The 20,841-nt window shown below is 68.9% G+C and carries 22 protein-coding genes, 1 tRNA gene and 1 pseudogene; 12 read left to right on the top strand and 12 right to left on the bottom strand.

Annotation, left to right across the window (positions count from 1 at the left end):
- A complete protein-coding gene (locus tag VF106_RS32430; protein WP_330843709.1) occupies positions 1–483 on the bottom strand; it encodes a cation:proton antiporter regulatory subunit in 483 nt (160 codons plus the stop codon).
- A 96-nt stretch (positions 484–579) separates the two neighbouring features.
- On the opposite strand from VF106_RS32430, the gene VF106_RS32425 reads away from it, so the two are divergent.
- Positions 580–1,938, top strand: coding sequence for a TrpB-like pyridoxal phosphate-dependent enzyme (locus VF106_RS32425; RefSeq protein WP_330843708.1), 1,359 nt, complete (start codon positions 580–582; stop codon positions 1,936–1,938).
- Positions 1,939–1,980: 42 nt separating this feature from the next.
- Positions 1,981–2,109: a hypothetical protein gene (locus VF106_RS32420; RefSeq protein WP_330843707.1), complete on the top strand. Its 129-nt coding sequence runs from the start codon at positions 1,981–1,983 to the stop codon at positions 2,107–2,109.
- A 39-nt stretch (positions 2,110–2,148) separates the two neighbouring features.
- On the opposite strand, the gene VF106_RS32415 is transcribed toward VF106_RS32420, so the two are convergent.
- The 8 genes from VF106_RS32415 to VF106_RS32380 are packed head-to-tail and all read right to left on the bottom strand — an operon-like array spanning position 2,149 to position 10,311.
- The gene (locus VF106_RS32415) at positions 2,149–3,246 is read right to left on the bottom strand and encodes an acyl-CoA dehydrogenase family protein (protein WP_330843706.1); all 1,098 of its coding nucleotides are present in this window, start codon (positions 3,244–3,246) and stop codon (positions 2,149–2,151) included.
- A complete protein-coding gene (locus tag VF106_RS32410; RefSeq protein WP_330843705.1) occupies positions 3,243–3,647 on the bottom strand; it encodes a RidA family protein in 405 nt (134 codons plus the stop codon). The genes VF106_RS32415 and VF106_RS32410 overlap by 4 nt, the downstream gene beginning before the upstream one ends.
- Positions 3,644–4,471 (bottom strand): enoyl-CoA hydratase family protein, encoded by an 828-nt coding sequence (locus tag VF106_RS32405; RefSeq protein ID WP_330843704.1) that lies wholly within the window; start codon positions 4,469–4,471, stop codon positions 3,644–3,646. Before VF106_RS32405 ends, VF106_RS32410 begins: the two co-directional genes overlap by 4 nt.
- On the bottom strand, positions 4,468–5,160 hold the full coding sequence (locus tag VF106_RS32400) for an SDR family NAD(P)-dependent oxidoreductase (protein WP_330843703.1): 693 nt from the start codon (positions 5,158–5,160) through the stop codon (positions 4,468–4,470). Before VF106_RS32400 ends, VF106_RS32405 begins: the two co-directional genes overlap by 4 nt.
- Positions 5,157–6,677 carry a benzoate-CoA ligase family protein gene (locus VF106_RS32395; protein ID WP_330843702.1) on the bottom strand — a complete coding sequence of 507 codons (1,521 nt, stop codon included), beginning with the start codon at positions 6,675–6,677 and terminating at the stop codon, positions 5,157–5,159. Before VF106_RS32395 ends, VF106_RS32400 begins: the two co-directional genes overlap by 4 nt.
- Positions 6,678–7,415, bottom strand: a complete 738-nt coding sequence (locus tag VF106_RS32390) for a creatininase family protein (RefSeq protein ID WP_330843701.1) — start codon at positions 7,413–7,415, stop codon at positions 6,678–6,680.
- The gene (locus tag VF106_RS32385; protein ID WP_330843700.1) at positions 7,412–9,484 is read right to left on the bottom strand and encodes an oxidoreductase; all 2,073 of its coding nucleotides are present in this window, start codon (positions 9,482–9,484) and stop codon (positions 7,412–7,414) included. The genes VF106_RS32390 and VF106_RS32385 overlap by 4 nt, the downstream gene beginning before the upstream one ends.
- Positions 9,484–10,311: an LLM class flavin-dependent oxidoreductase gene (locus VF106_RS32380; protein WP_330843699.1), complete on the bottom strand. Its 828-nt coding sequence runs from the start codon at positions 10,309–10,311 to the stop codon at positions 9,484–9,486. The genes VF106_RS32385 and VF106_RS32380 overlap by 1 nt, the downstream gene beginning before the upstream one ends.
- Before the next feature lie 51 nt (positions 10,312–10,362).
- On the opposite strand from VF106_RS32380, the gene VF106_RS32375 reads away from it, so the two are divergent.
- The 3 genes from VF106_RS32375 to VF106_RS32365 are packed head-to-tail and all read left to right on the top strand — an operon-like array spanning position 10,363 to position 13,156.
- A complete protein-coding gene (locus VF106_RS32375; protein ID WP_330843698.1) occupies positions 10,363–11,178 on the top strand; it encodes a PaaX family transcriptional regulator in 816 nt (271 codons plus the stop codon).
- Positions 11,175–11,975, top strand: a complete 801-nt coding sequence (locus tag VF106_RS32370) for a tryptophan 2,3-dioxygenase (protein ID WP_330843697.1) — start codon at positions 11,175–11,177, stop codon at positions 11,973–11,975. The genes VF106_RS32375 and VF106_RS32370 overlap by 4 nt, the downstream gene beginning before the upstream one ends.
- The gene (locus VF106_RS32365) at positions 11,972–13,156 is read left to right on the top strand and encodes a kynureninase/PvdN C-terminal domain-containing protein (protein ID WP_330843696.1); all 1,185 of its coding nucleotides are present in this window, start codon (positions 11,972–11,974) and stop codon (positions 13,154–13,156) included. Before VF106_RS32370 ends, VF106_RS32365 begins: the two co-directional genes overlap by 4 nt.
- 1 nt (position 13,157) lies before the next feature.
- Here VF106_RS32365 and VF106_RS32360 read toward each other — a convergent pair whose 3' ends face one another.
- Entirely contained in the window at positions 13,158–13,712 is a 555-nt protein-coding gene (locus tag VF106_RS32360; RefSeq protein ID WP_330843695.1) for a snapalysin family zinc-dependent metalloprotease, read from the bottom strand.
- Between the two features lie 132 nt (positions 13,713–13,844).
- Here VF106_RS32360 and cmk point away from each other — a divergent pair, with 132 nt between their 5' ends.
- The 6 genes from cmk to VF106_RS32330 all read left to right on the top strand — a co-directional run bounded on the left by cmk (position 13,845) and on the right by VF106_RS32330 (position 18,535).
- Complete coding sequence (cmk, locus tag VF106_RS32355; RefSeq protein WP_330843694.1) at positions 13,845–14,570, top strand: (d)CMP kinase; 726 nt, start codon at positions 13,845–13,847, stop codon at positions 14,568–14,570.
- 277 nt (positions 14,571–14,847) lie between these two features.
- Complete coding sequence (locus VF106_RS32350) at positions 14,848–15,471, top strand: lysophospholipid acyltransferase family protein (RefSeq protein WP_330843693.1); 624 nt, start codon at positions 14,848–14,850, stop codon at positions 15,469–15,471.
- Positions 15,468–16,883 carry a ribosome biogenesis GTPase Der gene (der, locus tag VF106_RS32345; protein WP_330843692.1) on the top strand — a complete coding sequence of 472 codons (1,416 nt, stop codon included), beginning with the start codon at positions 15,468–15,470 and terminating at the stop codon, positions 16,881–16,883. Before VF106_RS32350 ends, der begins: the two co-directional genes overlap by 4 nt.
- Positions 16,884–16,935: 52 nt before the next feature.
- Positions 16,936–17,012: transfer RNA gene (locus VF106_RS32340), tRNA-Pro, on the top strand.
- Positions 17,013–17,209: 197 nt separating this feature from the next.
- The gene (locus tag VF106_RS32335) at positions 17,210–18,115 is read left to right on the top strand and encodes a tyrosine-type recombinase/integrase (RefSeq protein WP_330843691.1); all 906 of its coding nucleotides are present in this window, start codon (positions 17,210–17,212) and stop codon (positions 18,113–18,115) included.
- Positions 18,116–18,250: 135 nt separating this feature from the next.
- Positions 18,251–18,535, top strand: coding sequence for a hypothetical protein (locus tag VF106_RS32330; RefSeq protein WP_330843690.1), 285 nt, complete (start codon positions 18,251–18,253; stop codon positions 18,533–18,535).
- Between the two features lie 342 nt (positions 18,536–18,877).
- Here VF106_RS32330 and VF106_RS51035 read toward each other — a convergent pair whose 3' ends face one another.
- Positions 18,878–19,105: a WhiB family transcriptional regulator gene (locus tag VF106_RS51035; protein ID WP_414639110.1), complete on the bottom strand. Its 228-nt coding sequence runs from the start codon at positions 19,103–19,105 to the stop codon at positions 18,878–18,880.
- A 413-nt stretch (positions 19,106–19,518) separates the two neighbouring features.
- Positions 19,519–19,673: pseudogene (locus VF106_RS32325) on the bottom strand (helix-turn-helix transcriptional regulator); the annotation flags it as partial.
- A gap of 796 nt (positions 19,674–20,469) precedes the next feature.
- Here VF106_RS32325 and VF106_RS32320 point away from each other — a divergent pair.
- Positions 20,470–20,823 carry a hypothetical protein gene (locus VF106_RS32320; protein WP_330843689.1) on the top strand — a complete coding sequence of 118 codons (354 nt, stop codon included), beginning with the start codon at positions 20,470–20,472 and terminating at the stop codon, positions 20,821–20,823.
- Positions 20,824–20,841 lie beyond the last annotated feature (18 nt).

The raw sequence follows: 20,841 nt of genomic DNA, 5'->3' as shown, positions 1-20,841 counted from the left end.
CTACCCGCGGTCGAGGACGTCAGCTGCCTTGGCGAGACCTTCCGAGGTACCGACGGTGATCAACGTGTCCCCACCGCCCAGCACGAAGTCCGGTCTCGGTGACGGGTGGACCGTGCCGGCGCGGAACACCGCCACCACCGACACCGCGGTACGCGTGCGCAACGCCGTGTCACCGAGCGTACGCCCGTCGTACGGTGAGCCGTGCGCCAGCGGCAGGTGCTTGGTGTGCACACCGGACAGTCCGTCGTTCTCCTTGCGCAGCTGGGCGACGAGCTGCGGCGCACCGAGCAGGTTCGCGAGCGCGCCCGCCTCCTCGACGGTCAGTGGGATCGAGGCCGTGCACGCGTCCGGATCGTCCTCACGGGACACGATCAGTTCCAACCGGCCGTCCCGGTACGTGATCACGCCGAGCCGCCGCCCCCCTCGGGAGACGAAGTCCTGGCGCGTACCGATCCCTGGCAGCGGAGTCACCTCGACGTTCACCACGCCAGGTTAACCATTCCCGGTACGTCTTTCTTCCCGCGCCTCCTGCCCCTAGGTTGGGGACGGTACCGTCCGCAGACGTCCGGGAGGCACCGCATGACCGGCCGCACCAAGTTCATTCTCGACGAGTCCGACATGCCGACGAGCTGGTACAACGTCGTGCCGGACCTGCCGGAGCCGCCTCCGCCCCCGCTCCACCCCGGCACCGGGGAGCCGGTCGGCCCCGACGATCTCGCGCCCCTGTTCCCCCAGGCACTCATCGCACAAGAGGTGAGCACGGAGCGTTACATCCCGATCCCGGACGAGGTACAGGAGGTGTACCGGCTGTGGCGGCCGTCGCCGCTGTACCGGGCCCATCGACTGGAGAAGGCGCTCGGCACGCCGGCTCGCATCTACTACAAGTACGAGGGCGTCAGCCCCGTCGGGTCGCACAAGCCGAACACCGCCGTCCCGCAGGCGTTCTACAACGCGCAGGAGGGCGTCAGCCTGCTCACCACCGAGACCGGTGCTGGACAGTGGGGCAGCGCGCTCGCGTTCGCATGCGCCCAGTTCGGGTTGGAGTGCGAGGTGTGGCAGGTCCGCGCGTCGTACGACCAGAAGCCGTACCGCAAGATCATGATGGAGACTTTCGGCGCGACCGTCCACCCGAGCCCGTCGGACCTGACCGAGTCCGGCCGCGCGGTGCTCGCGGCGCACCCGGACTCGACCGGCAGCCTCGGCATCGCGATCAGCGAGGCGGTCGAGATGGCCGCGGCCAACCCGGACGCCCGGTATGCCCTGGGCAGCGTGCTCAACCACGTGCTGCTGCACCAGACCGTGATCGGCGAGGAGGCGATCCGGCAGTTCGAGATGGCCGGCGACTCCCCGGACGTGATCGTGGGCTGCACCGGCGGCGGCTCGAACTTCGGCGGGCTCGTGTTCCCGTTCCTCCGGGAGAAGCTCGCCGGCAAGATCTCGCCGTCGATCCGCGCGGTGGAACCCGCGGCGTGCCCGTCGCTCACGCGAGGCCGGTACGCCTACGACTTCGGTGACACCGCGGGGCTGACGCCGCTGCTGAAGATGCACACGCTCGGCCACGAGTTCATCCCCGACCCGATCCACGCTGGTGGGCTGCGCTACCACGGCATGTCGCCGCTGCTGTCGCACATCGTCGAGTTGGGACTGATCGACGCCGTGGCGATCGGGCAGAACGAGTGCTTCGCGGCCGGCGTGCGGTTCGCCCGCTCCGAGGGCATCGTCCCGGCTCCGGAGCCGACGCACGCGCTGGCCGAGTGTGTCCGGGAGGCCCTGCGCTGCAAGGAAACCGGGGAGGAGAAGGCGATCCTGACCGCGTTGTGCGGGCACGCGCACCTGGATCTGCCGGCGTATGCGAGCTACCTGGCCGGTGACATGGTGGACCGCGAACTCGCCGACGAGGAGTTGGCGGCCGCTTTCGCGACGATCCCGACCCGGTAGCCGTGTAGAGTCTGGCCTTGTCGTCAAGCTTGGGGGCCTGGCATGAAGAACCTCGCCCGGGCTGTTCTCGGACTCATCGCCGCGGCCGCGCTCACCTTCGCCGGGTCGGCGGTCGCGGCGGCCGATGACGTCGTCGTGCAGCCGGCCGGCAACTGTGCCACCTGCGTCTGATCTCACGCCGGCTCCGCACGTCGCCGCGTGTGGAGCCGTTCAGCGGTAGAGGTGGCGGGCGATGATCTCGCGCTGGATCTCGCTCGCACCCTCGTAGATCCGGGGCGCCCGGACCTCCCGGTAGAGGTGTTCCAGCAGGTGTCCTTCCTCGAGGGCACGGGCGCCATGTACCTGTACGGCCACGTCCACCGCTTGCTGAGCGGTTTCCGTCGCGAACAGCTTCGCCATCGCGGACAGGTGACCGGTGCGTTCGGCGCCCGAGTCGTATGCCGCCGCCGCGTCGTGGACCAGGAGGCGCGCCGCCTGCAGGCGGGTCGCCACGTCGGCCAGTTGGTGCGACACGGCTTGGAAGTCACGCAGTGGCCGGCCGAACGCCTGCCGGTCCGCGGTGTGCGCCACCGCCGCGTCCAACGCCGCCTGCGCCATGCCCAACGCGAACGCGCCGACGCTGGGGCGGAACATGTCCAGCGTCCGCATGGCCAGGCGCCAGCCGCCGTCCACGTCGCCCAGCACCGCATCGGCCGGGACGCGTACATCGTCGAACCGCAGGCTCCCGATCGGGTGTGGGGACACCAGCCGTTGCGCGGTGCCGGACAGGCCGGGCGCGTTACCGGGGACCGCGAAGGCCGTGATGCCGCGAGCGCCGTTGTCGCTGGTGCGGGCGAACACGGAGTAGACGTCGGCGTGCGGGGCGTTCGAGATGAACACTTTCTCGCCGTTGAGCCGGTAGTCGTCGCCGTCACGGGTGGCGGACAGTGACAGTGACGCGACGTCGGAACCCGCGTCCGGCTCGGTCAACGCGAAGCCGACCGCCGCCTCGCCTGCCGCGATCCTCGGGAGCCAGGTGTCCACAACGGACGGTGAGCCGCCGAGCAGGATCGGGTACGCGCCGAGACCCTGCAACGCGAACGCGGTCTCCGCTTCCGTGTGGTGACGGGCGAGTGCCTCGCGGATGAGACACAGGTCCATGGCCGAGGTCTTCGGGAACAGCCGGCCGAGGAGCCCGTGCTCGGCGAGCGCTGCCAACAACGGCCGGTTGATCGTGCCGGGTTCGCCGTTTGCCGGGAGCGTCGCCGCGATCTTCTCCGTGTGGTCGCGCAGTTCTCGTTGCGCTTCGGTCAGGTGTGTGTACGTCATGCCGGGATCACCGCCGTGCCGAGCAGTTCGATCTTCGCGGCCTCGTCGAACAGTTCCGCGACGCCGAGGAGCGCGACGGCCGGGTAGTGGCGGCCGAAGTGCTTGCGCCACACCGGTCCCAGCTCGCGCAGCGAGGTCCGGTACTCGCCGACCGAGGTCGTGTAGATGATCAGCGACACGAGCTGGTCCGGGGTGGCGCCGGCCGCGGTGAGGGCGGCGACCACGTTCCCGGCGGCGACGTCGAACTGTTCGACCAGTGTGGTGCCGACGATGGCGCCGTCCGGCCCCTGTGCGGTCTGCCCGCCAAGGTGGACGGTGCGGCCGGGCGCGGCGACGACGGCGTGCGCGAATCCCACCGGCTCCGCCAGACCGGGTGCCGTGACGATCTCGTGCGGGCTCATCGGCCGGTCCACTGTGGACGTCGGCCGGCGGACCATGCCGCGTAGAACTCCGCGTGGTCATCACTCTTCATGAGCAGTGCCTGCGTCATGGCCTCCAACTCGATGCTGCTGCCGAGATCCATGTCCAGCTCGCGGGTGAGGAGCACCTTCGTCGTCGAGTACGCGAGCGCCGGGCCGTCCGCCAGGCGCTGGGCAAGCGCGCCGGCCTCTTGCGCCAGCGACCCGTCCGGCACGACCTTCGTCGCGAGTCCGATGTGGTCCGCCCGCGCCGCGTCGATCTTGTCGCCCAGTATCAGCAGTTCCGTCGCGCGGCCGAGGCCGATCAGCCGGGGGAGCAGGTACGCCGAACCCATGTCGGCGCCGGCCAGCCCGACTTTTGTGAACAGGAACGCGAACGACGCCGACTCGGCCAGCAGCCGGAAGTCGCTCGCCAGCGCGATCACCGAGCCGGCTCCGGCGGCCACCCCGTTCACCGCCGCGATCACCGGCAGCGGGCACTCCCGCAGTGCCTTCACCACCGCGCCGGTCATCCGGGTGAACTCCAGCAGCTCCGCGGCCGCCATCTTCTGCAACTCGCCGATGATCTCCTCGACGTCGCCGCCCGAGCAGAACCCGCGCCCCTGCCCGGTGATGACGACGACGCGGGCGTCGCCGCGGTGCGGCAGCTCGGCCAGCAGGTCACGAAGGTCCGCATACACGTCGAAGGTGAGCGCGTTAAGCTTGTCGGGCCGGTTGAGCGTGACGGTCGCGACTCCGTCCGACACGTCGAGGTCGAAGTGCCGCCACTCGTCGGTGAACCCGGGCGATGCTCTGAACGGGCTCATCTCTGTACCCCTCCTCCATCGAGCACGATCGTCTGGCCGTTGACCGCCGCAGCCTCCCGGGCGGCGAGGAACACCACCGCGAACGCGACCTCGTCGGGCTCCAGCAGCCGGCCGAGCGGTGACATGCCCGCCACCATCCGTTCACTGTCCTCTTCGGAGCGTCCGGTGGTCGCGGCGATGCGTTGCACCGTGGTGGCCGTCATGTCCGTGCGCACGAACGTCGGGCACACCGCGTTGGCCGTGACCCCGGTGCCGGTCACCTCGGCGGCCACCGCACGCATGAGGCCGACCGCGGCGTGTTTCGACGCCGCGTACGCGGCCGTGTACCGCTGGCCGGCCAGCGCCGCCGTCGACGCGACCGTCACGACCCGGCCGTGGTCGCGCGCCAGCATGCCCGGGAGCACGGCTCTGGTGCAGAGGAACGCACCGGTCGCGTTGACCTCCCACTGTGACCGCCAGTCCGCCACGCTCGTCTTGGCAAGCGGCGCGCTCGACGCCACACCGGCGTTGTTCACCAGTACGTCGATCTCGCCGAGTTCCTTGAAAACGGTTGCTACGGCGTCTTCGTCGGTCACGTCGCAGTCGGCGCGGCCCAACGCCACCACCCGGTCACCGAGGTCGGTGAACCGTTTCGCCACCGCCGCGCCGATCCCGCGCGTGCCACCGGTAACCACTACGAGGCGGCTCATGACATGGCCTTCAACGCGCGCCGGTCCAGCTTTCCGTTCGTCGTGCGGGGCAACGAGGTCACGAACCGGATCTCCTGTGGACTCTTGTGCCCGGCCAGCCGTGCCCGGACGTACTCACGCAACGCCGCCGCCAGCTCGGGGGTGCCCTCGACGCCCTCGCGCAGCACCACGTACGCCCTCGGTCGCACCAGGCCATCCACCTCGAAGCCGGCGACCCCGCACTCCACCACGTCCTCGTGCCCGATGAGGCAGTGCTCGATCTCGCTCGGCGCCACCCAGATCCCGCCGGACTTCAGCAGGTCGTCGGCGCGGCCGTGGTAGACGTAGAACCCGTCGGCGTCGCGGCTGAACAGGTCTCCCGTGTGGACGGTGTCGCCCCGGTAGGTCGTCGCCGACTTCTCCTTGTCGCCGAAGTACTCCAGCGCCACCGTGCCGCCGGTCACCTCGAGCGTGCCGACCTCGCCGTCCGGCACCTCCGTGCCGTCGTCGCCGACGACCCGCGCCGAGTAGCCAGGCACGACCTGACCACAGGTGCCCTGCCGCGCCGCGCCGGGGCGGTTCGAGATGTAGATGTGGTAAGCCTCCGACGAGCCGATCCCGTCGACCACCTCGACGCCGAACATCTCGTCCCACTTGCGGTGCAGCTCGGCCGGCAGCGCCTCACCGGCCGACGTGCACAGCCGCAACGAGCTGAGGTCCTGTGTGGATGCTGACGGGTGCGCGACCATCGCACTCATCATCGTCGGCACGTTCACCAGGATCGTCGGCCGGAACCGGGCGATCAACTCGAAGATCCGCTCGGCGGTCGTCCGCTCCGGGAACGCGATCCCGGCACCCCCGACACCGAACGGGTACAGCGCGGCCAAATCCCGTGCGTAGCCGAAGAACAGCTTGGGCACCGGCAGCACGATGTCGTCCTGGTCGATGTCCAGCACGCCGCGTGCGTAGCTCTCGTAGCTGACGATCGGGCTGTTCGCGGTGTGCACGCACGCCTTCGGCGCGCCGGTGCTGCCGGTGGTGAACTTCCAGATCGCGACGTCGTCCCGGGTGGTCGGTGCGGTGTCGAGAGTGCCCGAGGCCTGCGCGACCAGCGTGGCGAAGTCGTGTTCGTTGTCCTGCGGGTCGTTGCCGCCGACCACCAGCACCTGCCGGTCCGCGATGCCGGCCTCACGCAGCCGGTCGAGCGTGACCGGATCGGCGATGACGACCCGAGCCCCTGTGTAGTCGAGGAAGTAGCGATAGTCCTTGGGCTGCAGGAACGTGTACACCTCGGCCGTGACCGCGCCGATCTTCTGTGCGGCGTACCAGGTCGCGACGAACTCGACGCCGTCGGACAGCGCCAGCAGCACCCGCTCACCCCGCCGCGCACCGAGGTCGAGGAGCACGTTGCCGACCCGGTTGACCAGCCCGGCCAGCTCGCGGTACGTGGTAGCGCCCTCGGGTGTGAACAACGCGGTCCGGTCGCCGCGACCGAGTGCGAGGTTGCGGTCGACGAAGTAGTCGGCGACGTTGAACATCTAGCTCGCCACCTCCCGGATCGCCTCGACCAGCAGGTCGGTGAGGGTGTCGAAAGTGGACCTGCCTTCCGCGTCCGTCGCGGCGGCCGGCGCGCCGCAGTAGGCGCGATCCATTCCCATCGCCAGGAAGTCGGCCCTGCCCTCGGCCATGGCGGCCGGCATGTCCACCGGCCTCGGCGGAAGCGTCGCCATCGTCGCGGTGTCCACAAGCGCGGGGCGGTCCGCCAGCACGAGCGAGGTCTCGTACTGCCCGGCATGGCACGCCCCGGACTGGAACTCGGCCGTCAACCGGGCCGCGTTGCGCCGCCGCACGAGGTCCAGGTACGCCACACCGGCCTCCGCCGTTGCCTTGCGCAGAGTCTCGACGTGCGCGGGCTCGAAGTGGTTGTTGACCACGACGAGGCGAGAGAACCCTTGTGCGGCGAGCGAACGGCAGACGTCGACGATCAGCGCGTGCAGCGTGCTCGCGCTGACCGACACCGCGCCGGGGAACGCGGCACCGAACTCGGTGACGCCGTAGTTCAGCGTGGGCAGCACCAGCACGCGCACGTCGGGATCGTCCGCCAGCCGAGCCGCGGCGCGGGCGCACATGCCGGCGGAGATGATCTCGTCGGTGCCCAGCGGGGCGTGCGGTCCGTGCGGCTCGACCGCACCGACCGGCAACAGCAGCACCGGTTTCCGTGGCCCGGCGAGGACATCCGCCACCTGCGGCGACGTGAGATCAGCGAACGAGGTCACGACTGCCTCTCGAGCGGACTCGGCGGCGGGTCGAACAGGCACAGGTCCGCGCGTCCCGCGGCGACCACCGTGTTCACCTCGTCCGGTGTGGTCAGATAGCCGCCGACCAGTGTCGGCACACCGGCCTCGTTGCGCACGCGGTCCGACAGCGTGGTCAGGTAACCGCGCCGGTACTCCGGCCGGGACGTGGCCGTCGTGTGCCCGGCCCGCACGTGCACCAGGTCCGCGCCGTGCTCGGCAACCGCCCGGGCGTGGTCGATGCCCTGCTCGACGGTCGTCCCGCCACGCGCCCAGTCCGTGATCGTCAACCGGGCGACGAGCAGCCCCGGCCACACGGCCCGCACGGCGTCCACAACGGACAGCGGGAATCGAGGCGGATTGACGCCGTACGCGTCCTCGCGCCGGTTGGTCAGCGCGGACAGGAAGCTCGCCAGCAGGTAACCCTCCGCGAGATCCAGTTCCAGCGCATCGAACCCGGCCTCGCGAGCCCGCTCGGCCGCCGCCACGAAGTCGTCCCGTATCCGCGCCATGCCGGCTTCCGTCAGCTCGGCCGGCACCGCGCTGAACGGCGTGTACGGCAGCGGTGACGCCGACACCAGCGGCCACCCACCCCGCAACGGCACGTCGACACCGCCGGACGGGCGCGTCGCGCCACGCCGGCCGGCATGCCCGAGCCGTACCCCGATGAGTGGGCCGGTGTCGTGGACCTCCTTCACCACCGCCGCCCACGAGTCGTCCAGCACCGGACAGTCCGGGGTCGTGCGCCCGTCCTCGGCGACGGCCACGAACCCGGTCAGCACCAGCCCGGCACCCGCTTTCGCCGCGTTGGCCAGGTCCGGTGTGGACACTGCGCGCACGACCCGGTTACGCAGGGTCAGACCGCCGACCCGCAGTGGCGCGAACATCGGCGGCGGGGCCACGGCGCCCGGCACGAGTGGCGCGTCGCTGGCGGACGCCGCGAACCACGCGTCGAGCACCCGCACGAACCGCGGGTCCCGTTGCATGAGGTTCGCGTGGCTGATTCGCCCGCTGCGGGTCAGCAGGTTCGCCGCGAACTGGATCGGCGCGAGACCGAGGTGGCTGGCCACCCGGCTGAAGTAGGCCGCGCTGTCTCCGGCCGCCTGCTGGAACCGCTCGACGGCTGGTTGCCGTTCCAGCTCGTAGTCGACGAGCGCCTGTTCCACACTGGACGGATAACGTTCCACCGCGTTGGCCAGTGCGATGGCGTCCTCCATGGCGAGTTTCGTGCCCGACCCGATCGAGAAGTGCGCGGTGTGCGCGGCGTCACCGATCAGCACGAGGTTCCCGTGATGCCAGCTCTCATTGCGCACCAAGGGGAAGTCGAGCCAGATCGACTTGTTCGACATCAGGCGGTGGTCGCCCAGCTCGGGGGCGAACAGCGACTGGCAGAACGCCATACTGTCCTCTTCGGACATGCGGTCCAGGCCGGCGCGCCGCCACGTCGCCTCGGTCGTCTCCACGATCCACGTGCTGGTGTGCTCGTCGAACGGGTACGCGTGCACCTGGAACAGACCGTGCTCGGTCTTCCTGAAGACGAACGTGAAGGCGTCGAGCACCAGGTCGGTGCCGAACCACACGTACTTGCAGCCCTGCGGGGTCACCGAGCTGCCGAACTCGGCAGCGAAACGTTTGCGGAGCACGCTGTTCGAGCCGTCGGCGGCCACCACGAGATCGGCGTCGGACTCGGACGACGTGACCTCCTGCTGGAAGGTCAACTCCGCGCCGAGCGACCGGGCCCGCCGCTGCAGGATGTCCAGCAGGTGTGTGCGCCTGATCGCGGAGAACGTGTGCCCGGAGGAGCGCAGCACCTCGCCCTGGTAGTGGATGTCGATCGACGTCCACCGCGCGAACGAGTCGGTGATCTCCAGGTAGGTGGGGTAGTCGGCGTCCCGCAGCGAGCCGAGTGTCTCCTCGGAGAACACCACGCCCCAACCGAACGTGGCGTCCGGGGTGTTGCGTTCCACCACGGACACGTCGTGTCCGGTCTTGCGCAGCAGTATCGCCAGGTACAAACCGGACGGTCCGCCGCCGACGACCGAGACTCGCATCAGGACACCGCCTCGGCCAGCCGTTCGAGCTCGTCGAGGGACGCGACAGTGGGGTAGAGGATCAACTCGTCGCACCCCTCCGCCTCGTAGCCGCGCACGAAGTCCCGCACCGCGCGTGCCGAGGTCAGGTTCCCTGCGGCGATCTTCTCCGCGAACGGTCCGGTAAACGCGTAGTAGTCACGCAGATAGTCGCTGCCCCGGTCGGGATCGCCGAACGCGAAATAACCCTGCCCCCACAAGATCGGCTCGCCGGTCCGTTCCAGGTCCCGCCACGCCGCTCGTGCCCGGTTCGCGGCCGAGCCGAACGCGCGGGGCGGACCGCCACCGTGCGCGTACCCGTCCCCATAGCGGGCCATGCGGGTGAACGCAGCACCGCTCGACCCGCCGACCAGCAGGTCGATCGAGGGCCGCGCCGGGCCGATGCCGGATTCTTCGAGTTGGCCACGTAGGTAGGCGAGCTGCTCGGACAACGCGGCGCCACGGGTGCCGCGGGAGACGCCGGCCGCCTCGTAGTCGTCCCGCCGGGCACCGACGCCCAGGCCGAGCGTGAACCGACCGCCGGACAACGCGTCGACCGACAGCGCATGCTTGGCCAGCAGGGCGGGGGAGCGCAGTGGGCCGATCGCGATGTTGGTGGCCAGCCCGATGCGCGACGTGACGGCGGCCGCCGCGGACAGCGCGGCGAACGGCTCGATGCTGTCGTACACGAGCCGGTCGAGTACACCGAGAGTGCCGAACGGTCCGGCATCGGCGCGCCGCGCCCACTCGACGAGCACCTCGCCAGAGGTGCCCGGAATCGTGTTCGGAAGTCCGACGCCGACCTTCACGTTCAACACATTACGGTTGACCTCGCTGAGGCGTCAACTATGCTCTTGGGTATGGCCAACCAGCTGCGCGGCTTCGAGCCGGCACCGCAGGACCTGGTGCTGACGCTGCTCGGCGCGTACCACGCGCCGCGCGAGGTCGGCGCCGTGTGGTCCGGTGGGCTCGTGCGGCTGTTGGCGGAGTTCGGCTTCACCGAGGGTGCCGCGAGGGTCGCGCTGAACCGGCTCGTCGCCAGAGACCTGCTGTCGCGCACGAAGAACGGCCGGCACGTGCACTACGCCCTCACTCCACGCACACTCGCGGTGCTCGGCGAGGGCGACCGCCGGATCTTCACGCTCGGCGAGCGTCCCCGCCGCGAGACAACGTGGACAGTGCTGTGGCACTCGATCCCCGAGGAGCGCAGGCTCGCCCGCACCCGACTGACCAGCAGGCTGCGGTTCCTCGGCTTCGGGTCCGTACAGGATGGCACCTGGCTCGCGCCGCACGACCGCGAGAAGGATCTTGCCGAGCTGCTCACCGAGCTCGACGTCGCGGAGCACGCCGGAGTCATGCTGGGCAGACCCGCGACCGCCGTGGACTTCCGCGCCTTCGTCGCGCGGGTGTGGGACCTCGATGAGCTGAGCGAGCGGTACCGGGCGTTCGTCGAGCACTTCCACGGCCGCGAGGTCGACAGCGACCAGGAGGCCATGTTGTTACGCACCAGGCTGGTGCACACGTTCCGCGAGTTCCCCTCGCTGGACCCCGAGCTGCCGGAGGACCTGGTGCCGGCACCCGCGCACCGGGCGGAGGCCCTGCGCCTGTTCCACGTCCTGTACCCGGCGCTGGCCGAGTCGGCCCAGCGGCACTTCGACGAGGTGACCAAGCCATGACCGAACCAAGTGGACAGTCCGCCGCGCTGACCTACACGTCGTACCTGGCGCTCGACGAAGTCCTCGCCGCCCAACGGCCGCGCTCGGACGAACACGACGAGCTGTTGTTCATCGTGATCCACCAGGTGTACGAGCTGTGGTTCAAACAGATGCTGCACGAACTGGAACTCCTGCAACGCTCCCTGGAGAAGGGAGACGCTCCGCACTCGGTCCGCACGCTCCGGCGCGTGCTCACCATCCTCAAGGTGGTGGTCGCGCAGATCGACGTGCTGGAGACCATGACCCCGCGGCAGTTCACCAGCTTCCGCACCCGGCTCGAGGCCTCCAGCGGGTTCCAGTCCGGCCAGTTCCGCGAGCTGGAGGCCGTGCTCGGCCGCCGGGACCAGCGGATGCTCGCGCCGTACGACAAGGACTCGACCGCGCACGCGCGGATCACGGCGGCCATGTCGCGCCCGACGGTCTTCGACTCGTTCCTGCGCTACCTCGCCAACGCGGGCTACGACGTCCCCGACACGCATCTCAACCGCGATTTCCGAACACAGTGGACGGAAGCGGAGGACGTGCAGCGCGTGCTGGTCCAGGTCTACGCCGACGACGCCGGACCGTCCACGGTGGCCGACCTGCTCGTCGACCTCGACGAGGGATTGCAGGAGTGGCGCTACCGCCACGTCAAGATGGTCGAGCGGACGATCGGCGGCAAGGCCGGCACCGGTGGTTCAGCCGGCGCGGCCTACCTGCGCGGCACGCTGTTCCACGCGATGTTCCCGGACCTCTGGGCCGTGCGGAGCCAGCTGTGACCACACTCGACGCGCTGCGCGCCACCCCGAACGCGCTGTCAGTCCACTACGGACGGTTTGATGTCGCACACCGGCTGCTGTTGACCGGGCACTCTCACCAGGCATGGCCGGACGTCGCGCTGCACGGCCAGATCGAGGCGTTCACCGACGCCGCCGCGGCCGTCGACGAGAAGTGGGACCTCGCCTTCGCCAAGGCGGAGCGGTTGCGGCAGGCGTACCGGGACCTGCTCGACGATCCCGGCGGCGACATCGCCCTGGGCGCCAACACCCACGAGCTGGTGGTTCGCTTTCTGTCCAGTGTGGACCTGCGAGCGAAGCCGCGCCTCGTCACGACCGACGGCGAGTTCCACACCCTGCGCCGCCAACTCGCCCGCCTCGCCGAGGAGGGCGTCGAGGTCGTGCGCGTCCCGGCGGCGCCGGTGGACACGCTGGCCGAGCGGCTCGCGGCGTCGGTGGACGACCACACGGCGGCCGTGCTGGTGTCCCATGTGCTGTTCGAGACCTCGCGGATCGTGCCAGGACTCTCCGCGGTCGCCGACGCCTGCCGACACAGGGGAGTGGAGCTTCTCGTCGACGCATACCACGCGCTCGGCGTGGTGCCGTTCTCGTTGCGGGAACAGGGGTTGACCGACGCCTGGGCCACTGGCGGCGGGTACAAGTACCTGCAACTGGGCGAAGGAAACTGCTTCCTCCGGCTGCCAGCGCACGCGGCGACGCTGCGACCGGTGATCACCGGCTGGTTCGCCGAGTTCGAGGACCTGACGGCGAAGGCGGCCGGCCTGGTCGGCTACGCACCGGGCGGTGACCGGTTCGCCGGCGCCACCTACGACCCGACGAGCAACTACCGCGCCGGGGCCGTCCTCGACTTCTTCGGCACACATGGCCTCACCCCCGCGTTCCTGCGCGAGGTTTCCTTGCACCAGAACGATCTGCTCGCGGCCCGGTTCGACGACCTCGACGCGCCGGCCGACGTGATCACGCGCGACCGGTCCGCGCCACGCAAGGCATTCGGCGGCTTCCTCGCCCTCACCGCACCGAACGCCGGCGAGCTACGCAAGAAACTCGCCGAGCGTGGCGTGTGGACGGACAGCCGGGGCGACAAGCTCCGGTTCGGCCCGGCGCCATACCTGTCCGACCAACAGCTCGAGGCCGCGATCGCCACGCTCGGCGAGGTGCTCTGACTCAGTCGTCGACCACGATCCTGTTCGAGGCCGGGGTGGCCGCGCCGGCGTACAGGTTCTGCACGCGGCTGCGTTCCGACGCGTTCGGGTTGGTGTTCGTGCAGGACACACCGCCCGTGCTGCCCGACATCAGGCTCGAGCAGGGGCCGGGTTTGATGTCCGGCAGCCCGAGGGAGTGGCCGAGCTCGTGCGCGGCGATGCGGACCACGCTGTAGCCGTCGTTCACGGCCTGGCGACCCATCCAGACGGTGGCGCTGCCGCCGGGCCTGACCGGGCCAAGCGTCGCGCGCGGCCATCCGTCGTCGGCGATGACCGTGATGTCGGCTCGTGCGCCAGCGGCGGCCTTCTGGATGCGAACGTTGGTCACGCTCGCGTTCCAGACCGCTACGCCCGAAGCCACAGCGCTCTTGAACTCGCCCGCGCGCGCGTCGCTGTAGGTGAGGGTGACGACCGCCACACCGACGTCCGCTTGTGCCTGTTGAGCAGGGACACCGGCGACCAACGACACGGTCGCGGCGGTGGTGGCAAGCAACCCGATGAGTGTTCGCCTGAACAAGGTTACCTCCAGTTATTGCAGGGTAACTGGATGTTAGGGCAATCTTTCCCCGGCGGGGTCCCGCCGTTGGCCGTCACCAGTTACCGGTCTGCCACCTGGCAGAATGGCGGTAGTGACAGACCTTGAGGAGGCATGCCGGTGCGACTCGGCGAACTGCGTGGCGTGATCGCGCTGGATGGCCCGTCGGGGACCGGGAAGTCAACGGTCGCCCGTCGGCTCGCCGTCACCCTCGGGGCCGGTTATCTCGACACCGGGGCGATGTACCGGGCGGTCACGCTCGCGGTGCTTCGGGCCGGCGTGGCCACCGACGACGAGCAGGCGGTGTCAAGCGTCGCGGAGCACGTCGACCTCCAGGTCAGCACGGACCCCGAGCACCAGGAGATCCTGCTCGGCGGCGAGAACGTCGGCACCGAGATCCGCGGCCAGGCCGTGACTCTCGCGGTGTCGGCCGTGTCCGCCGTCGCGCCGGTGCGTGCGCAGCTGGTCGCCTGGCAGATGCGGATCATCGACGAGGTCTGCGAGGAACGCGGCGGGATCGTCGTCGAGGGCAGGGACATCGGCACGGTCGTGGCGCCGGACGCCGCGCTGAAGGTGTACCTGACGGCCTCGTCGGACGCGCGCGCCAAGCGACGGTCGCTTCAGGACAGTGCCTCCGGTCGGGTGGTCTCCCTCGACGAGACCAAACAGGACGTGGACCGCAGGGACCGGCTGGACTCCGGCCGAACGACGTCGCCACTGCAGCCGGCCGACGACGCCGTGTGGCTCGACACCACGCACCTCGACCTGGAGGGCGTGCTGGCCGAGATCATGGCACTGGTCGACGAGCGCGACCTGCATGGCGTGGCCGCGGGCAGGTGATTCGACAGTCGGTGGTGCCGCGTAGTCGGCGAAGGGCTCGACCGTTGGCACCGCCCGTTCGTTCGACGGCGACCGCGCACGAGTGTCCCTTTCGCTCGCACTCACCAGACAAAGTTGTCCACAGGCCCCCGCGACCAGGGGTTTTGTCGGTGCCACTTGGTACGATGGCCTCGGGGTGGCCCCCCGGGTATGGGTGGGGGATGCCTACGCAACCATCTGTGTTGGCGTTGATCAACGCGAGCTGCCCTTCGGCCCCGGCTCAGGTGGAGTGGTTCTCGTGAGCGGCGCCCTTCCTCCCGGAGCGGTGCCGTGGCTGCACGACTTCGCGCGGTGGATCGCCCGGTGGCTGCATCGGCCTCTCTATCGGATCCGGGTTCATCACCGCGCTCGGGTGCCGGCCACCGGGCCGGTGGTGCTGGTCGCCAACCACAGCTCACTGATCGAGCCGCAACTGCTGTTCGGCCTGGTCCGGCGCCGTGCCGTGTTCCTCGTGAAGGCCGAGTTGTCGAAGGGTGTCGCCGGACGCGCCTTCCGGTGGATCGGGCAGATCATGGTGCGCCGCGGCGCCGCTGACCGTGAGCCGCTGATGATGGCGGTGTCGGTGCTCAAGGCAGGCGGCCTGATCGGTATCTTTCCGGAGGGCACCCGAGGCGCCGGTGACGTCGAACACGCGGAACAGGGCGCGGCGTGGCTCGTGCGCATGACCGGCGCGGTCGTGCTGCCGGTCGCGACCCGGGGCACGTTCGAGCGCCGCGGCTTCCGGCCTAAGCTGGACATTCTGGTCGGGGAGCCGCTCGAGTTGTCGGTCCAACGCGGACGGACTGGATTAGCCGCCGCGACAGAGGACATTCGCAAGCACCTGGCCGACCTGGTGCGTGAACTGGATGAGTTACGTAAATGACTGAGTTGGATGGCACCTGGTCGTCCGAATCCGAGTGGACCGTTGTCGACGAGGAGTTCGGCCACCCCGATGGCACCGGCGCCGAGCCGCCACAGCCCGTGCTGGCCGTGGTCGGCCGCCCGAACGTGGGCAAGTCGACGCTGGTGAACCGCATACTGGGCCGCCGAGAAGCGGTCGTACAGGACAAACCGGGCGTTACCAGGGACCGGGTGGCCTACGACGCACTGTGGAACGGCCGCCGCTTCACGGTGGTCGACACCGGCGGCTGGGACCCGAAAGCGGACGGCCTGCAGGCCTCCGTGACCGCGCAGGCGGAACTGGCCATGCAGACAGCGGACGCCGTGCTGCTGGTCATCGACGCCTCGGTGGGCGCGACCACGACGGACGAGGCAGCGGCCAGAGTCCTGCGCCGCTCGGACAAACCAGTCCTGCTGGCAGCCAACAAGGTGGACGACGACCGCCTGCTGGCCGACGTGGCGTCCCTGTGGTCGCTGGGCCTGGGGGAGCCCTACCCGGTGAGTGCCCTGCACGGCCGCAGCTCAGGCGACCTGTTGGATGCGGTGCTACACGCACTCCCAGCCACCCCACGTGAGTCGTTCGGCGCCGTCGACCGTGGCCCACGCCGAGTGGCGCTGGTGGGCAAGCCGAACGTGGGCAAGTCCAGCCTGCTGAACCGCCTGGTAGGCGAGGAGCGGGCGGTCGTGGACGCGGTAGCGGGCACCACCGTCGACCCGGTCGACTCGCTGGTAGAACTGGACGACGAGGTATGGCGCTTCGTCGACACGGCAGGCCTGCGCAAACGAGTGAAGACCGCCAGCGGCATGGAGTACTACGCGTCGCTGCGCACAAGAGCCGCCATCGAAGCCGCCGAGGTGGCGATCGTGCTGCTCGATGCCTCGGAACCCATCTCGGAACAGGACCTGCGGGTACTGACGATGGTGGTGGACGCGGGCAGGGCGTGCGTCCTGGCACTGAACAAGTGGGACCTGGTAGACGAGGACCGCCGCCACCAGCTGACACGCGAACTGGAACGCGGCCTGGTCCGCGTGCCCTGGGCAGAGCGGATCAACGTGTCTGCCCGCACCGGCCGATCCGTGCGCAAGCTCGCTCCGGCCCTCCGCACAGCCCTGGAGTCGTGGGACAAGCGAGTACCCACCGGCCAGCTCAACTCGTGGCTGTCAGACCTGATAGCCGCCACCCCACCCCCCGTCCGCGGCGGCAAGCAGCCAAAGGTGCTGTTCGCGACGCAGGCACAGACCCGCCCACCCACATTGGTGCTGTTCACGTCGGGTTTCCTGGAGGCCGGCTACCGCCGCTTCCTGGAACGCCGCTTCCGCGAGGAGTTCGGCTTCGTCGGCAGCCCGATCCGCCTGTCAGTCCGAGTCCGAGAGAAGCGCCCCCGAAAGAGTTGATCGCGAGGGCTGCGGTAGGCTAACCGCGCAGCTCCTCCACGGGAGCTGCGGCCGGGCTGTGGCGCAGTTTGGTAGCGCACTTGACTGGGGGTCAAGGGGTCGCAGGTTCAAATCCTGTCAGCCCGACCATGAAGCGGGTTCTCGCAGCTCAGAGGCTGCGAGAACCCGCTTTTGTTGATCTTGGGGTCGTTCGTCCAGGTGAGCACAGCGTTCGGTGACACCTTGACTGGAGGATGGCCCTATGAAGGGGGATTTAACTGAACAGCGTCTACCGCGGCCGGCGGAGTCGGTGTGGCGTGGTTACGTGGAGGAGTGGGGATCGGTCGTTGCGGGCGGCGAACAAGCCGTTGACGACCCGCTACAACTACGAGTTGGCGGTCACCCAGCTCGCCGAGTTCCTGGCCGGTGACGAGCTGCCGGCGTTCCTGGAGACGTCGGGTCTGGTGGTGGACGACGCGTCCGATGCGGCGGAGGATCCGACCGACGTGGCGCGGGGGCATGTGGAGGTGTTCCTGGCGTGGATGATCGAGACCCGGTCGGCGTCGACGGCGTTGAACAAGTACAAGGCGCTTCAGCAGTTCTTCAACTACTTGGAGGATGAGGAGGAGATCAGCCGGCATCCGATGCGGCGGATGCCCCAGCCGAAGAAGACCAAGAAGCTGATCCCGGTGGTGCCCGACGACGAGTTGACGGCCCTGCTGGCGACCTGTGACGGTAAGTCGTTCCGGGACCGGCGGGACACCGCGATCATCCGCCTGCTGCTGGACACCGGGGGACGGTTGACCGAGACCGCCATGCTCGATGTTGACGACGTGAACCTGCGCCGGGATCTGATCAAGGTCCACGGGAAGGGGGACAAGGAGCGGTCGATCCCGTTCGGGGAGAAGACCGGGCAGGCGCTGACCCGCTACCTGCGGGTCCGGGCCAAGCACCCGGGCGCGGATCTGCCGGCACTGTTCCTGAGTGAGCGGGGTCGCAAGCGTTTGGGCCGCGACGGGGTCAAGACCATGCTGCGCCGCCGCGGTGAGGAGGCTGGGATTGCGCACATGCACGCCCACCGCTTCCGGCACACCCTCGCGCATGAGTGGCGGCTCAACGGCGGCGACCCCGATGACCTGATGGCGATCATGGGCTGGGAGTCCCGCGAGATGCTCCGCGTCTACGGCGAGAGCGCGGCGGCGGTGCGCGCCGAGGCATCGCACCGCAAGCTCGGCCTCGGCAACCGCGTCTGACCGAATGTTTGTGGTCGCGGCCCTGCGGCCCTCTGCTCGGTGTCGGGATGGGAGGGCTGGAGGGCCGCGTCCGCGCGTCGTGTCCACCAACGGTGTCGATGAGCTGGGTGACACCGGGTATGGCTTGATGGTGTCATGGGGGAAGAAGATCTGACACCAGCGCAGCGGAGTCTGCGCGCGAAGCTTGCCGCGCACACCTCGTGGGCGAACACGTCGGACCGAGCGGCCCGCACCGCGGCGGCGCGTAAGGCCGCCGACGAGCGGTTCGCCCGGCAGGTGGATCCCGACGGCACATTGCCGCCGCGGGAACGGGCCGAACGCGCCGCGAACGCCCGTAAGGCCTACTTCACCGCGCTGGCGCTGCGCAGCACCCGGGCCCGGCGCAGGCGTCGCACCCGCCGGGGAGAGGACTCGTCCTGACAGCTGCGGGTGCGCTCGTGGCTGTGGTCGCCGACGTGGCTTCGGGGACGAGTGTGGTGTAGCAGATCGAGGCTAATGAACGAAGACCCGTGACGGAGACAGGTGAGGGTGCGGTCTGGACAGTAACGTCACCTGTTTCTCGAAGCGCATGTGCACGTCGGATTCAGGAAGTGGGACGAGTCAGTAGCGGTGGAGATGGGCACGTTCGGCGTCGGCGTCGATCGCGTTCATACTCCGCGTGCGCGGACCGGCAGGGGTTGCACCGGCAGCGATGCATGGCATAGCGGGGGTTCGTGCCGTGCGCCGGCAGCACCCGCGGCGCCGCGACAGCGCGTACCCGCGCTAGTTCTCGTCGCTCGTCGGCGTCCAGTCCGCCCCAGATTCCCACGGCTCTCGTGACTCGATCGCGAACTCAAGACACTCGATCCGCACCGGACACCTTCCACAGATCGAGCGGCACTCGTCGGCATTGACCGGAGATGGCTCGATCCAATCAAGCTGCGGATGATGCGGACACGCCGCGCGCGTTCGCCACGCAAGACCGAGATGTTGTCGATGCTCGGTTCTCATCGAGGTGGCATCCTGGTTCACTAATCCCCCAGCGGACACACAGGTGTCTTAGCGGGACACCCGACGCTTTGACTGTCTTCACAGGACTGTCTCGGGTGAGCGCGGCGGGGCTTTGCCGAGACAGACAACGACTAGCGAGTCGTTGCTGTGGTCTTCGACCTCGAGTCTGCGCGTCGTCGGGCACGCTGGGGCGTGTGTTGCGTCGATCTACCACACGGACGACAGCGACGATGTCGCCCCGTTGAGGGTGTGGCCTGCGGGTTCGCAGCCCGCGGGGCAAGCTGTGGCGACCCGTGGGGAAGTCCATGCCACAGGACAAGCGAGGAAGTGGTGCTGTGGCGTCAAACGTGTAGATCCTGAGGAGCGTGACCGGCCGGAGGTGAGCGGTACGGGTGACTCGACGGCAGCGCTGTGACCCAACGTTCGACGTCGGATGGCAGATATTTGACGTATTTGCCGATACGGCGACCCGGTGGGCCGTACCCTTTGGTGCGCCATTGATAGATCGTTTGTTTTGGTATGCCGAGATATTCGGCGAGCTCTTTGGTCCCCACAGTTTGTCCATCATGGCATTCCTCTTTGTGGATGTCCGACGCCGGGGAACGTCGTGTGAGCTATGAACGAGACCGCTGGCTTACATGTGGCCGCAACGACTTCGCGATCGAGAGGTCCATGTCGCTGAGAAGACAACGAGGGGACCGCCTGGTGTTCTCGAGCGCTGTTGTCGTGCGTTTCCTCCTGGAGAGTCGATGGCGCTGGGGGGAGTGCGCCGGTGTTAGTCATGTGCGCCCCGTTGCCTGTCGACGTATGCGGGCGCAGGTCCAGGATTCCTGCTGGATCGCCATCGTCGAAGGTATGAGCGGTGGTGTGGCAGGCGTCGCGCCGAGGTCGAGTCGTATCGAAGTATGGCCTGATCTGCGGACGGTGCCGATGTGTGGCCAGACGTGGGGAAGGGAATACCACACGCAGAATGCGACGTGTGGCGCGCGCCATTTGCTGACCCGGCAAGCATGGAGAGCACGACGTTCAGTTGTTGTTGCTACCGACAGCCATCGTCGCGGTACGCGGCGTTTTGGTGCGGGCTCGTTAGTGATTGTTGCGGCCGTGGTCGGTGCTGTGTAGTGTCCGATCTGGGTTCGCCGAATTCGGTGGCCACCTGGGGGAGTTCGACAGTCGATTCTTTCAACGTTTGTTGTTTGTTGGATGCAAGTTCGGATACCAGTCGGGTCTTCTCTGGATATTTGTTGTTGGAATGCCGTTGATCAAAGAAGGGGGAATGACAGCATGAGCAAACGCAGGTTTGTTACTGGTGTGTTGATGGCGGGTGCGATCGCGTCGGGTGGTGTGGCGATGGCGTCGCCGGCGTGGGCGTCACCCGTGGGGTCGGCCGGGAGTTCGTCGGCGAGTGCGGCGGAGGTGGGTCCGGCGGCGTGTTCGCTGAACGCGTCGCCGCCGAAGTCGTCGGGAGCCGTCTGAGTGGCTACGGCTCGCGGACCGGGTGCGGGAGCACCGTCACCTATTTCTGGGTGCGGGTGTACGAGCACATTCCGTGGTGGCCGGACGGTGAGCGGGCCGTGGCGGGCGCCACCTACTTCCAGAACGGCGGTCTGACGGCTCGGGGGAGCTGTGATGGGCGGGGTGACTACTACACCCACGTGTCCACGGCCACCGGCGCCAGTGGCGAGAGTCGCGAGTCGCTGCGGAACACGATCTGCTGATCAGCTGGCCGCTGGTGC

Origin of the sequence: Actinophytocola sp., from assembly GCF_036378875.1 — a bacterium.
Lineage (GTDB): Bacteria > Actinomycetota > Actinomycetes > Mycobacteriales > Pseudonocardiaceae > Actinophytocola.
This window is presented reverse-complemented; position numbering and strand designations above follow the sequence as displayed.